Below are 13,231 nucleotides of genomic sequence, written 5' to 3'. Positions count from 1 at the left end.
GCTTATGTGCCGAAAGAATTCCATTGCACCGTACGCAGTTTCGTGGCGTTGGTTACATCCATTGCAGTGAAATTCGCAGCTGCGCGGTGAGCCTTGTCGCCGAGCGCTGTCAGTGCCTGGTGATGGCCTTCGAACTTTCCGACGTGCCCGGCATGCGTCGACTTCACCGCTTCGTAAAAGACTTCAGCGGCGCCGAAATCGCCAAACATACCCGAAGACAAGGGACCTCGCGAGAGCCGATCAGCGCCGTCGCGCGCGTGCCCGCCCGCACGGTAGGACTGGTTGGCTCCCGAGTGCAGCCATCCGGTTTCGACGAACATTACTGTCCTTCCGCAGCCATCCACAATCAATATCGCCACGGCGACAAAAGAATCGGCGCCGTGAGCTTGTCGGGAAGGCTAGAGATGGCAGGCACGCCGGTCAATTCAGTGCGGTCGTGCTTGTGAATAGCGGTATGGCTGGCCGAACCCCGTCAGCTGGATTCGACGCGCCCACGGTCAAGCAGATCCGACGAACCCAGCACCCGCTCGACGTGGACTTCGATGACCACCCGTCGCGGGTTGGCTCTCGGCGTGCGATAGCGCTGGGCGTAGCGCAGCTCGGCGTCGCGGACGGCGTCGACTTCGCCGTTCACCTTGGCGCGACCCTCCAGTGACAGCCATCGGGCGCCGTCGACCTGACTGAGCACCGCCACCCCGCCGCGCTCCGCGTTGATCGCCTTCTGAGACCCGCCGGTGGTGATGACCCGCGCAATATGAGTCTTGGGGTCGAACGTGAAACCCACCGCCACCACATGCGGCGAACCATCGGCCCGCAGCGTCGTCAACATCGCCAGATGGCGCTCGGAGAGAAACGCCAGCGCATCGTCGGTGAGCCGGGTAGTGGTATTCGCCATCGCTCCCCACGCTAGCGCAGGTGATAATCGCAGCCGTGGACGACACGGGGGCTGGTCCGGTGGTAATTTTCGGCGGCCGTAGCGAGATCGGTATGGAGCTCGCTCGGCGGCTGGCCCCGGGCGCCACCGTGGTGCTGGCGGCGCGCAAGGCCGACCAGCTCGGCGAGCAATCCGCAGCACTGCGCGAAGCCGGGGCGGCCAGCGTGCGCACGGCGGAGTTCGACGCCGACGACCTGGCTTCACACGGCCCGTTGGTGTCCTCGATCATCGCGGAACACGGCCCGATCGGCACCGCGGTACTCGCCTTCGGGATCCTCGGCGACCAGGCCCGCGCCGAGACCGACGCCGCCCACGCCGTGGCCATCGTCCACACCGACTACGTCGCTCAAGTCAGCCTGCTCACCCACCTGGCCGCCGAAATGCGCACCGCCGGCCGCGGATCGCTCGTGGTGTTTTCTTCGGTGGCCGGTGTGCGGGTGCGTCGCGCGAACTATGTGTACGGATCGGCCAAAGCCGGTCTGGACGGCTTCGCCAGCGGACTGGCCGATGCCCTGCACGGCACCGGGGTGCGGTTACTGCTCGCCCGACCCGGGTTCGTCATCGGGCGGATGACGAAGGGGATGACGCCGGCGCCGTTATCCAGCACGCCCGAGCAGGTCGCGAAAGCGACCGCGCGAGCGCTGGCCAAGGGACGGCGCACGGTGTGGATCCCGTGGGCATTGCGGCCGATTTTCTTCGCGCTGCGTCTGCTGCCGCAGTTCATTTGGCGCAGGATGCCCCGATGATCCGAAGCGATGAGGAGGAGCGGCGCAAATGATCCGCGCCGGCGACGATGCAGTGGGGGCGCCCCCAGCCGCGCAGCGGCGAGGGGGACAACGCGATGAGGAGGAGCGGCGCAAATGATCATCGTGGTCGGCATCGGCGCCGACGGCATGTCGGGACTATCAGCCTCCTCAAGGTCCGAACTGCGAAGAGCCACAGTCATTTACGGTTCGAAGAGACAACTCGACCTGCTTGACGACACCATAACCTGCCCGCGCCGCGAGTGGCCGTCACCAATGCTTCCGGCGCTGCAGGCACTCAAGGCCGACGGTGCCGACATCCATGTTGTGGCCAGCGGGGATCCGTTGCTGCACGGCATCGGTGGAACCCTGATCCGCCTGTTCGGCGCCGACAAGGTGAAGGTTCTGCCGCACGTTTCTTCGGTGACGCTGGCATGCGCCCGAATAGGCTGGAACGTCCACGACACCGAGGTGATCAGCCTGGTCACCGCCCCGCCGGAAACCGCGGTTCGCCGCGGCGGACAGGCGATTGTGCTGTCCCGTGACCGGACCACGCCGAAGGAACTGGCGATGCTGCTCAGCGCCCACGGCCGCGGTGATTCGGAGATCAGCGTTTTGGAACGACTCGGCGGTCCTACCGAACGCCGCCGCGACGGCCGCGCCCGAGACTGGGACGCCCACGCGCATGACGATCTCGACGACCTCAACGTGGTCGCCGTCCGCTACCTACCCGACGAGCGCGTCTCCTCCGTGCCCGACGACGCCTTCGTCCACGACGGGCAGATCACCAAACACAGCATCCGGGCAATGACTATCGCGGCGCTTGCCCCGCGGCCCGGAGAGCGGTTGTGGGACGTCGGTGCCGGATCCGGCAGTATCGCGGTCGAGTGGTGCCGAAGTTGGCTCAGCTGCACCGCGGTGGCGTTCGAACGCGACGAGCGACGAGCGCTCAACATCGGGTTCAACGCCGCGCATTTCGGGGTCAGCATCGATGTCCGCGGCGAGGCGCCGCAAGCATTCGACGGTGCCGAACGACCGTCGGCAATCTTCCTCGGCGGCGGCCCCACTCAGCCCGGGCTGCTGGACGCCTGCCTCGACCAGCTGGGCATTGGCGGACGGCTGGTTGCCAATGCCGTCACTGCGGAATCGGAAGCGATTCTGCTACAAGCATATTCAAAGCACGGCGGCGAACTGCGACGGTTCCAGCACTATCAAGGCGAGCCGCTGGGTGGCTTCACCGGCTGGCGTCCACAGCTTCCGATCACCCAGTGGCTGGTGGCCAAGCGGTGACGGTGTACTTCATCGGCGCGGGCCCGGGGGCCGCCGACCTGATCACCGTTCGCGGGCAACGGCTCCTGCAGAGATGTCAGGTCTGCCTGTACGCGGGGTCGATCATGCCCAAAGACCTACTGGCGCAGTGTCCTTCCGATGCCAAGGTGGTAGACACCGGACCGCTGACACTGGACCAGATCATTGCCGAACTGGCCGACGCCGACGCCGCCGGTCACGACGTCGCGCGGCTGCACTCCGGGGATCCGTCGCTGTACAGTGCGCTAGCCGAGCAATGCCGCCGACTCGACACCCTGGGCATCGACTACGAAATAGTGCCGGGCGTACCGGCTTTCGCCGCGGCCGCCGCCGCGTTAGGACGCGAGCTCACGGTCCCGGGGATCGCGCAAACGGTGACTCTGACCAGAGTCTCCACGTTGTCCACACCCATGCCACCCGGTGAAGACTTGGCCACCCTCGCGCGATCCGGCGCCACGTTGATCCTGCATCTGGCCGCCGCCCAGATCGACACTATCGTCCCGGATCTGCTGGCGGGGGGATACCGACCCGAAACGCCCACAGCCGTCGTAGCTTTCGCCAGCTGGCCACAGCAGACGGTGCTGCGCGGAACCCTGGCCGACATCGCCGGGCAGCTGCATGACGCGGACATCACCAAAACAGCCGTCATCGTCGTCGGGGAGGTGCTGGCCGCGCAGGGATTCACCGACAGCTACCTGTATTCCGCGGCGCGACGCAGGCGGGGGTCGCATTGATGCGGGTACTGCTGCTCGGTGGTACCGCCGAGGCGCGGGAATTGGCGAAGCGCTTGCACCCGCGCGTCGACATCATCAGCTCGCTGGCCGGCCGCATACCGGATCCGGCCCTGCCCGTCGGCCAGGTGCGCGTCGGCGGCTTCGGCGGCACGGAGGGGCTACGGAACTGGTTGCGCGACAACAGCATCGATGCGGTGGTCGACGCGACCCACCCGTTCGCCGCAACCATGACCGCCCATGCCGCGCAGGCCTGCCGCGACTTGCAGATGCCTCATCTGATCTTGGCCCGCCCGGCCTGGGACCCCGGTGCCGCCGCCGTCGTCGCATCCGATGCTGAAGCCGCCGAAACCGTTGCCAAGCAACAATTTTCGCGGGTATTTCTCACCACGGGCCGCTCCGCGGTCAGAGCGTTCGCCGACAGCGACGCATGGTTTTTGATCCGAGCGGTCACCGCGCCGGACCGTGCGTCACTGCCGCGACACCATCAGCTGTTGCTATCCCGCGGGCCGTATCACTACAACGACGAACTGCAGCTCCTTACCCAGCACCGCATCGACGCGCTGGTCACCAAGAACAGCGGGGGTGACATGACCCGGGCCAAGCTGGATGCCGCTGCGGCACTGCAGATCCCGGTGGTGATGGTGGCGCGCCCGCCGTTGCCCGCCGGGGTAACCGTGGTGGGAACCGTCGCAGCAGCCGCCGAATGGCTCGCGCGTCAGGGCTAACCGGTCAAGTCGTCGCGATCGCTGTCGGCCAATAGCGCGTCGCGGGCGCGCGCGACGCGCGACCGGATGGTCCCCACCGGGCAGCCGCACACGGCGGCGGCATCCGCGTAGGAAAGGCCGAGTAGCTGGGTGAGCAACAGCGCCTCCCGCTGTTCGGTGATGAGTCCACCGATCATGGTCGTCACCTCGACGAGGTCTTCGAATCCTCGGGTGTGCCGAGGGCTGTCGAGCACGCGTTCGGGGTCGGTGCCGTGCGCGGTGCGAGGACGCGACTGGGCCTGACGGATGTGGTCGGCCACCACCCGCCGGGCGATGGCCAGCAGCCAGGTTCGCGCGCTCGAGCGTCCGGAGAACCGCCGGATGGCGCCGATTGCGCGCAGGAAGGTCTCTTGAGTCAGATCGTCGGCGTTGCCTACATCCGACAGGTAGGTGACGAACCGCCACACGTCTTGCTGCGTGGCTTTGATGAACGACTCGAGTGCCCGCTCGTTGCCGCGGGCAGCTGCCAGAGCGAGTGCGGTGACGGCCTCGTCGTCGCTCCGCGCGCTCATGACCATCCACCTTAAACGGGCGGGCTCGGTGAGTCTACGACTGGCTGTCGTAGAGATTCTCAGGCCGAATTCATAGAAACCCGGCCGGAACCAAACGACAACAGCCGCCGACCAGTAACCGAAAGTGCCACTTGGTTTTCGAGAGGGTGATCATGTCGCTGCGTGCTGTTGCCGAAGGATCGCGTCGATGACCGCACCGATTTGGATGGCCCTGCCACCGGAGGTGCACTCGACGCTGCTGAGCAGCGGGCCGGGGCCGGGACCGCTGCTGGCGGCCGCCGCCGCATGGACATCGCTGGGCACCGAATACGCCGACGCGGCCGACGAGCTGACCGGATTGCTGGGCGCGGTACAGGGCGGGGCATGGCAAGGCCCCAGCGCGGAGCAATACGTGGCGGCGCACGGGCCCTACCTGGCCTGGCTGCTGGAAAGCGCCGCCAAGAGCAGCGCCGCCGCGACACTGCACCAGACGGCGGCCGCCGCCTACACGACCGCGTTGGCCGCCATGCCGACGCTGGCCGAATTGGCGGCCAACCACGCCACCCACGCAGTGCTGGTGGCCACGAACTTCTTCGGCATCAACACCATTCCCATCGCCGTGAACGAGGCCGACTACGTGCGGATGTGGGTGCAAGCCGCCGAGACGATGACCGCTTACCAAGTTGTCAGTACATCGGCGTTGGCTGCCGTTCCCGTGACCGCGCCGGCGCCGTCAATTCTCGCCCCTGGCGGAGAGGCCCACACAGCCGTAACACAAGCTGCCGACACTCCGCCCGCCACGTCATGGCAGGACCAGCTGGCGACCTGGCTTTCGGACTTCACCAAGAACGTCACCTGGCCGCTGGGAAAGGCATTGTTCCCGGATGGGTGGCCAATTCCCGCGGTGCCCTTCGCCAATGCGCTGGCCGCTCAGCTGATGCAGATTCCGGGCATGACTCCGGTCTTGGCCACGGCGATGGCCTGGTTCATCTTCCACGCGCTGATGGTCGTCTGGGGGTTCGCCCAGCAGGCTGTTCAGTTGGCGGTGTTGCTTGCTCCGGCGATGATCGTGGCGTTTTCGGCCACCGTTGCGGTAGGCGTGGCCGCGGTTGTTGCGGGTGCCGCCGGCGCCGCCGCCGCCGTCACGCTTCCGGCGACCCTGCCCTCGGCGGCCCCAGCGCCGGCGCCGACAACCCCCATGCCCGCTTCGACGCCGACCACGACCGTTGGCACCCCGACACATGCGACCAGCGCCACCGTATCCACGGTCGCGCCTACTGCTGCCACGGCCTCCGCAGGCCCACCCGTCGATGGCGGTCCCGGCGCAGGCTTCGGGGGCGCGACGGACGGCGTCGGTGCCGGCATGGCCGATGTCCAGTACGCGGTCGGCCTGGCGGGGCTGTCGTCGCGCAGCAGTGCCAGCAGTCGTGCGCGCAGTAAGTCCCAGGAGTCCGCGCCCGACGAGGCCGAAGAACCGGCCGCGACGGCGGCGGCGGCAAAAGAGCGGTCGCGCAGGCGTCGTCGTCGCACGGCGGACGTTCAAGATCACGCCCATCGCTACGAGTACCTGGATCTCGACCCTGAGGAAGCATCCTCGGCATCCGAGGCGGGCGCGGGACCAGTTGGGTTCGCCGGTGCCGCGCCCAAGTCCGGATTTGAGCCTGCCGGGCTGGTCACGCTGGACGACGAGCCGAATGCGCCGATGCTGCCGCGCAGCTGGGGCGACGACACGCTCTAACCTGGACGCGTGACACGCCTTTTGCGGGCGGAACGCGTACCGCATGTCCACGCTCGTCGACAACTATTCGCGGCAGTGCTATTGATTCCGCTCGCGGGTTGTGCGCGCCCCGCGAGCGGTGTTCGTGCCGCGCCGACTGCGGCGGCGGGGCCGGAGTTGACCGGTCGCTTCGATCAGCTGGAGCGAAAGCACGGCGCCCGGCTCGGGGTATACGTGCCCGCCGCCGGTGCCACTGGTGAGATCGCCTACCGCGCCGACGAGCGGTTCGCCTTCTGCTCCACCTTCAAGGCGCCACTGGTGGCCGCGGTGCTGCAACACAACCCGCTGCCGCAACTGGACAAAGTCGTCACCTACACCGCCGACGACATCCGGTCGGCATCGCCGGTGACCCAACAGCACGTCCAGACCGGAATGACCATCAAGCAGCTGTGCGATGCCGCGATCCGCTACAGCGACGGCACCGCCGCCAATCTGCTGCTCGGCGAGCTCGGCGGACCAGCGGCGTTCACCGCATACCTGCGCAGCCTGGGCGACGACGTGAGCCGGCTGGACCAGGTAGAACCGGAGCTGAACCGCGACGCCCCCGATGACCAGCGGGATACCACGACTCCGCGGGCGATCGCCCGCGTCTTTCAGAAGCTCGTACTTGGTGACGCGTTGCCGTCTGACAAACGGGCGTTGCTCACCGATTGGATGGCGCGCAGCACCACCGGCGCCAAACGGATCCGGGCGGGATTCCCCGCCGATTGGAAAGTCGTCGACAAGACCGGATCCGGTGACTACGGCCGCACCAACGACGTCGCGGTCACATGGTCACCCACCGGCGCGCCTTACGTCGTCGCCATCATGTCCGACCGCGTCAGCGGCGGCTACGATGCTCCGTCCAACGACGCGATCGTTGCCGCCGCCGCCACCATCGCCGCGTCCGGAATCGGCGGCTAGCTCGGGTAGCGCCGCGGGGTGAACACCCGGTCGCCGGAATCGGTTGTGTACCACTGGGTTTGAGACGATCCGATAATCAGCAGGCAGCGCATGTCGACGTCGCCGGGGTCCAGGTCGGCCAGGCGCACCACCCGGACTTCCTCGTCGGGCCCAGAAACGTTGCGCCCGATGACCACTGGCGTGCTTGGTTCCCGGTGGGCCAGCAGCGCCTCGCGCATCGCACCTACCTGCCAGGTTCGCGACTTCGAGGCCGGGTTGTAGATGGCCAAAACCAAATCCGTTGCGGCAGCGGCCTGCAGACGCGCGGCGATCACCTCCCACGGCTTGAGCCGATCCGACAACGAGATCACCGCGTAGTCGTGGCCCAGGGGAGCGCCGACCCGGCTCGCGACGGCCTGCGCAGCCGTCATCGCCGGAATCACCCTGACCCGTATCCCCGGCCACTGCTTGGCTTCTTCCAAAACGGCGGTGGCCATCGCGAACACACCCGGATCGCCCGACGACACCACAGCGACGGTGCGGCCCTGTTCGGCGAGTGCGAAGGCCAGTTGCGCACGCGCGGGCTCGTCGGTGTTGTCGCTGGGATGACGCTGCTGGCCATCGCGGGCCGGGACGCGATCCAGGTAGCCCCGGTAGCCGATCACGTCAGTGGCGACGGCCAGCTCGCGCCGGCTCTGCGGCGTCATCCAGTCGTGGTCGCCGGGTCCCAAACCCACCACCGCGACGGTTCCCGCCGTGCCGCCACGGGTGCGGCCGCCGGGCAGCATGGCCAGCGAAAAGTACGGCACGCTGGTCTCGTCGACGTCAGCGGCCGCCAGCACCCGTTGCCCGGGCGTGCTGGCCCGTTCCACATAGAAGGCGTCGGCCAGCTGGCCGGACGCCGAAAGTGCTTCGCGGACATTGTGATACGAGCGGCCCAGTTTGAGTACGACGGCCGCGTCCGCATCGGCGAGCCGACGGGTCAGCTCGTCGACGGGCAATGTGCCCGGCAGCACCGACAGCACTTCGTCGCCGGCCACCAGCGGCGTCGCCACGGCCGCCGAAGCGGCGCTGACCGACGTCACACCCGGCACGATCACCGCGTTGAACCGCTGCGTCAGCCGGGTATGCAGGTGCATGTAGGAGCTGTAGAACAGCGGGTCGCCCTCGGCCAGCAGGGCCACATTGCGGCCCGCGTCGAGGTGCGCGGCGATGCGCTCGGTGGCCTCGGCGTAGAAGTCCTCGAGCGCGCCGGCGTAGCCGCCCCGATGGTCGGTGGTTTCGGTGGTCACCGGATAGACCAGATGCTCCTCGATCTGGCCGGACCGCAGATATGGTTCGGCGATGCCGCGAGCGATGCTGCGGCCGTGGCGGGCGCTGTGGTAAGCCACCACATCGGCCTCCCCGATCACTCGGGCGGCCTTGACGGTCACCAACTCCGGGTCGCCGGGCCCCAGTCCGACGCCCCACAGCGTGCCACGGGTGGTCATGCGGTGTCGGCGGCGATCGCGTTGACGGCGGCGGCAGCCATGGCACTGCCGCCGCGGCGGCCACGGACCACCAGATAGGACATGCCGCGCGGGCGAGCGACGAGTTCCTCCTTGGACTGGGCGGACCCGACGAATCCCACCGGCCCGCCGAGCACCGCGGCCGGCGCCGCGACGCCCTCGTCGATCAGTTCGAGCAGCCGGAACAGGGCGGTGGGCGCGTTGCCGATGGCGAGGACCGCCCCCGGCAGGCGGTCGGCCCACAATTCCACGCCGGCCGCCGAGCGGGTGGTCTCGCGCCGAGCAGCCAACTCCGCGGCGCGCGGATCGGCGACCAGCGACACCACCTGATTACCGGACGGAAGCCGCGCGGTGGTGATGCCGGCGGCCACCATCGACGAGTCACACAGCACCGGCGCGCCGCCACGTAGCGCCGCGCCGGCTCGGTCGACGACGTCGTCGGTGTAGGCGATGTGCTCGGTGAGGTCGACCTGTCCGCAGGTGTGGATCAGCCGAACCACCACCCGCGCGACGTCGGCGGGGAACCGGGTCAGGTCGGCTTCGGCCCGGATGGTCGCAAACGACTGACGGTAGATCTCGTCGGCGTCGCGAAGGTAGTCGAGCACTCGCTCACCTTAAGGGGCGCAACAACCGGTATCCCGTTCCGGTCGCGAGCAACACCTCTCCCGTCTGGGGGCTGCCGCAGGCCCGTTCGCAGCCGACGAAATGCCGGTGCACGGGGTAAGCCGCGTCCAGCGCTTGCGCCGCGTCGGCCCGCACGTCCGCGGCCGAGTGCACGCAGCCGGGGCTGCCGGTGCAGGCGCTGACGTTCAGCCAGGGGGAGTTCTCGTCGAACACCAGGCCCAGCGGAGCCAGCACGCGCAGCGCAGTGTCGGCCACAGCTTCGTCGAGATCGCACACCAGCACCGACCGCCACGGCGTGATCACCATCGGGGCCTGGATCGCCGCCAGGTATTCCGCTGTGGAGGCGGGCAGAACGCCCAACGGGACCGCGGCACCCAATGCGACCCGGCCGTCCTCTTGCTGGATCCAGCCGACCGGCGGCCGGGTGACGGTTTTAAATCGGGCGCCCAGTGCGGCCCCGGGCAGCAGGGCCGCAGGATCAGCCAATTCGGTTACCCGCCAAGCCTTTCCGCGGACCTCGACGAACCGCAGCGCTAGTTCTAGTAGGGCATCGACGACGTTGTCGACCCGCACCCCGGTGTCTCGTCCGGCGAGCAGCAGGGCGACACCGTCGTGCATGACGTGGACACCGACGTCGGCACCCAGGCCGGACACGTCGGCGCGGCCGTCGTCGAGACTGAACCAGAACCGGCCGCCCAGTTCCGCGAATCTTGGCTCGCGGCAGATGGCCGCATCGAGGTCAGCCACCGACTTGCGAACATCTGGCTGCTTGCCGACCCGGCCGGAAAGGGGCGAGGCGACGATGTTGCGGACGCGCTCATGCATCGCCGATGGCAGCAGCCCGATGCCGGCAATCGCGTCGGCGGCGGCGGTGACGTCCGTGATGCCGCGCAGTTGGATGTTTCCCCGGGCGGTCAGCTCGAGCGTGCCCGAGCCCGCCCCGTTCGAGACGCTTGCCAAGGTCGCCAGCTGCGTGGCGGTGATCATGCCGCCTGGCAACCGGACCCGCGCCAACGGCCCGTCGGCGGCCTGGTGCACTTGCAGCGCGCCCGGGCAGGCGTCGGTGTTGCGGGATCGGGGCATGGTTTACGGTAACGACGTTCGTCGAGGACGGCGAACGCCGCTAGAAAGGCGGCGGTTTGTTGCGTTCGGCGACATGAGCAGCGTTGAGAGCACGCTCGGCGTTGATGCGGGACGTCCGGTCTTGTTCGCGGGTGCGGCGGCGTCTGGGCATCATCAATCCCCGTCCGCCGGCTGGACGGCTCGTCGTCGGCGCGGGCGGCAACTCGCCCGTAGGCAGACACAGCATCGGCAATAGCAGCCGACTGCCGGGACGGGTGGTGTACGTCTGGCCAGTCGGCGAAGTCCACACCACCGTGCCGTCGGGCAGTTGTTGGTCGTGCCAGGCTGTCCAAAATGTCTTGAGCAGGTGATGTTTTCGGCACAGACACTTCAAGTTCGAAGGGTGGGTCAGACCAAGCGGATATGGGATCGTGTGGTCCACATCGCAGAACTCGGCGGACTGGTCGCAGTTGGGAAACCGACAGGTCATATCGCGGCATCGCACGTACATGTCCAGCGCTGCCGACGGACGGTAACCAGTCTCCGGTGCGACCCGATTGCCCGGATGGATTGTCGGTTTTACCTGCGCACCATCTCTGATCAGCTCGGCCAGCAGCGGCGCGGGCACCACGCCGCCGCCATTCATGATCAAGGCGGCGGGTCGTTTCTGAGGTGGCTCGGTCCGCGGTGCTGGCTCAGTGACGGCCCCTGGCTCGGACCTGCCCGACATGTCGGGTTGAAAGCTTGCCGTTGATCCCTCGGCGAGGAGGTGGATCATCACACTGCCCGCACGACGGTCGGGGACGGCGGCGGCGAGACAGTCGGGCGCGCCGCAGCGACAGGCGAGGCGATCAGCTCCAGCGGCCAATGCCCCCAATGCGTCGGCACGACGCTGCTGGTGGGTGCGCGGGTCGCCCTCGCAGACTTCTTGGGCCATTTGAGTGAGCCGCCTGTCCAGCACAGCCGCGTCGGTGGCATATAACCGTCCCCACAGGGCGGCGGTACCCGACTCCTCCTTTGACCCGTCGATGACAACCTCGCGGTTGCGAACCGCGTCCTGAATGCCGCGCAAGGCACCGGGGTCGTAGAAATCGACGACGGCGTCGATAGCCTGCGAGGTCTTAGTCGCCGACATCGGACCGAATCGTGCTGCGTCCTCCGCCAAGGTTTTATCGACCAAGCTCAAGGTCTCAGGGTCCTTGATCAGGTCCGTGTGCCACACGATCGTCGACACCAGGCGCGCGCTGATCGTGCCTTCGGCGAACAGCGCTGCCACTCTCGGTAGCCGATCCCGTAGTCCCACAGCCAGATACATCTGAGCCGATGCCATACGGTGGCTGATGCCTTGGGCAGCCCCGACTTCAGCGGCCATGGCATCCCAGTTGTCGCACGACCAGTGAGCGCAGTCGGTTGGACCGTCGGCACGGCGGCGGACGAACTCGGCGACAGCCTCGAGCCGGCGAGCCGCCGCGGCGGCCTCCGCCCGCGTCCACCAAGTGATCGCGGCGACCACGGCCGCATCATCGGCGGTCTTCAGGGCTTCGACGCTCGGCCAGGGACTATCGCACATACGTTCGATCTTAGGCGTCTCATCAGACGCCGTAAGTCAGCGATCCTTGGGCTGTGGACAAAGGTCCAACTGTGGATAAACGACAAGCGGCCCCGAAGGTTGAACGCATGCCGACCCGGGCACCCTGATAGCCGTGGAAACGGTGGAGTACGCCCCGGCACGTCTGGCCGACGTGTACGGCGATTCGACCCGGCCCACAATCCTGCTGTGGCACGGCATGCAAACCGACGCCCGAGCCGCCGTCCGGCCGCTGGCCGGCTTGCTCGCCGACCACGGTGCTGCCGTCGTCGCGCCGGACTGGAACTCCCATGCCGCCGACGGCGGCCGCGCGGATCTGCTGCAGTCGCTCGACTTCGCCCGGCGTCGCGCGAACGACGGCCTCGTGCTCGTCGGGTGGTCCTTGGGAGGTGTCGCCGCAGCCCGCGTGGCGCTGGAGGCAGCCGACTTCAATGTTGAAGTCGCCCATACCATTTGCTTGGCCGGTGCATTCATGGCCCCCGATCCGATCGCTGGACGCCTGGTGACCGACGGGCTATCGGCCGAGCACGTCGGTTCGCCTTTCCTGCTGCTGCAGGGTCTCGATGACGACGCGGTGCCGATAACGGCCGGCAGAGATTTCGCCGCTTCCCTCGAACGGGTCGGATGGCCGGTGGAATTGGTGGAGCTCGATGCAGATCACGGGACGATCGCCGGGGCCGACTACGACCCAGTCGCAGATCGCTACCAGCCGGGGCAGAGCAAGGAAGCACGCGACATGGCCGGCCACGTCGCCGCTCTCATCGCCGCCAAACTCTGAGTCGCGGGCGCCCGACCGGCGTAACGTGCAGCCAGAGA

The 13,231-nt window shown here is 67.8% G+C and carries 14 protein-coding genes; 7 read left to right on the top strand and 7 right to left on the bottom strand.

What is annotated here, in order from left to right:
• Positions 1–2: 2 nt before the first annotated feature.
• Together AC5Y2L_RS23375 and AC5Y2L_RS23370 are read right to left on the bottom strand one after the other, a co-directional pair.
• Positions 3–320, bottom strand: coding sequence for a DUF2563 family protein (locus tag AC5Y2L_RS23375; protein ID WP_499931511.1), 318 nt, complete (start codon positions 318–320; stop codon positions 3–5).
• A 152-nt stretch (positions 321–472) separates the two neighbouring features.
• Positions 473–895, bottom strand: coding sequence for a F420-dependent biliverdin reductase (locus AC5Y2L_RS23370; protein ID WP_499931508.1), 423 nt, complete (start codon positions 893–895; stop codon positions 473–475).
• A gap of 35 nt (positions 896–930) precedes the next feature.
• On the opposite strand from AC5Y2L_RS23370, the gene dprE2 reads away from it, so the two are divergent.
• The 4 genes from dprE2 to AC5Y2L_RS23350 all read left to right on the top strand — a co-directional run bounded on the left by dprE2 (position 931) and on the right by AC5Y2L_RS23350 (position 4,444).
• Positions 931–1,680 carry a decaprenylphospho-beta-D-erythro-pentofuranosid-2-ulose 2-reductase gene (dprE2, locus tag AC5Y2L_RS23365; protein ID WP_499932343.1) on the top strand — a complete coding sequence of 250 codons (750 nt, stop codon included), beginning with the start codon at positions 931–933 and terminating at the stop codon, positions 1,678–1,680.
• A 114-nt stretch (positions 1,681–1,794) separates the two neighbouring features.
• Positions 1,795–2,967 carry a precorrin-6y C5,15-methyltransferase (decarboxylating) subunit CbiE gene (gene cbiE, locus AC5Y2L_RS23360; protein ID WP_499931506.1) on the top strand — a complete coding sequence of 391 codons (1,173 nt, stop codon included), beginning with the start codon at positions 1,795–1,797 and terminating at the stop codon, positions 2,965–2,967.
• Complete coding sequence (gene cobM, locus AC5Y2L_RS23355) at positions 2,964–3,719, top strand: precorrin-4 C(11)-methyltransferase (RefSeq protein WP_499932342.1); 756 nt, start codon at positions 2,964–2,966, stop codon at positions 3,717–3,719. Before cbiE ends, cobM begins: the two co-directional genes overlap by 4 nt.
• Positions 3,719–4,444, top strand: coding sequence for a cobalt-precorrin-6A reductase (locus AC5Y2L_RS23350; RefSeq protein WP_499931504.1), 726 nt, complete (start codon positions 3,719–3,721; stop codon positions 4,442–4,444). The genes cobM and AC5Y2L_RS23350 overlap by 1 nt, the downstream gene beginning before the upstream one ends.
• Here the strand turns inward: AC5Y2L_RS23350 and sigC are convergent.
• Positions 4,441–4,995 (bottom strand): RNA polymerase sigma factor SigC, encoded by a 555-nt coding sequence (sigC, locus tag AC5Y2L_RS23345; RefSeq protein ID WP_499931501.1) that lies wholly within the window; start codon positions 4,993–4,995, stop codon positions 4,441–4,443. The two genes, AC5Y2L_RS23350 and sigC, sit on opposite strands and share 4 nt — an antisense overlap.
• 187 nt (positions 4,996–5,182) lie before the next feature.
• On the opposite strand from sigC, the gene AC5Y2L_RS23340 reads away from it, so the two are divergent.
• The gene (locus AC5Y2L_RS23340) at positions 5,183–6,712 is read left to right on the top strand and encodes a PPE family protein (RefSeq protein ID WP_499931499.1); all 1,530 of its coding nucleotides are present in this window, start codon (positions 5,183–5,185) and stop codon (positions 6,710–6,712) included.
• Between the two features lie 21 nt (positions 6,713–6,733).
• Positions 6,734–7,654 carry a class A beta-lactamase gene (bla, locus tag AC5Y2L_RS23335; RefSeq protein WP_499932340.1) on the top strand — a complete coding sequence of 307 codons (921 nt, stop codon included), beginning with the start codon at positions 6,734–6,736 and terminating at the stop codon, positions 7,652–7,654.
• Here bla and AC5Y2L_RS23330 read toward each other — a convergent pair.
• The 4 genes from AC5Y2L_RS23330 to AC5Y2L_RS23315 are packed head-to-tail and all read right to left on the bottom strand — an operon-like array spanning position 7,651 to position 12,397.
• The gene (locus AC5Y2L_RS23330) at positions 7,651–9,123 is read right to left on the bottom strand and encodes a precorrin-2 C(20)-methyltransferase (RefSeq protein ID WP_499931497.1); all 1,473 of its coding nucleotides are present in this window, start codon (positions 9,121–9,123) and stop codon (positions 7,651–7,653) included. The two genes, bla and AC5Y2L_RS23330, sit on opposite strands and share 4 nt — an antisense overlap.
• Positions 9,120–9,746, bottom strand: a complete 627-nt coding sequence (locus AC5Y2L_RS23325) for a precorrin-8X methylmutase (RefSeq protein ID WP_499931495.1) — start codon at positions 9,744–9,746, stop codon at positions 9,120–9,122. The genes AC5Y2L_RS23330 and AC5Y2L_RS23325 overlap by 4 nt, the downstream gene beginning before the upstream one ends.
• Positions 9,747–9,750: 4 nt before the next feature.
• Complete coding sequence (gene cobG / locus AC5Y2L_RS23320; RefSeq protein WP_499931493.1) at positions 9,751–10,848, bottom strand: precorrin-3B synthase; 1,098 nt, start codon at positions 10,846–10,848, stop codon at positions 9,751–9,753.
• A gap of 40 nt (positions 10,849–10,888) precedes the next feature.
• Positions 10,889–12,397: an HNH endonuclease signature motif containing protein gene (locus AC5Y2L_RS23315; RefSeq protein WP_499931491.1), complete on the bottom strand. Its 1,509-nt coding sequence runs from the start codon at positions 12,395–12,397 to the stop codon at positions 10,889–10,891.
• A 133-nt stretch (positions 12,398–12,530) separates the two neighbouring features.
• Between AC5Y2L_RS23315 and AC5Y2L_RS23310 the strand changes: the two genes are divergently transcribed.
• Complete coding sequence (locus AC5Y2L_RS23310) at positions 12,531–13,193, top strand: alpha/beta hydrolase family protein (protein WP_499931489.1); 663 nt, start codon at positions 12,531–12,533, stop codon at positions 13,191–13,193.
• The last annotated feature ends 38 nt before the right edge of the window (positions 13,194–13,231 follow it).

This window comes from Mycobacterium sp. NGS66, assembly GCF_059812225.1.
This window is presented reverse-complemented; position numbering and strand designations above follow the sequence as displayed.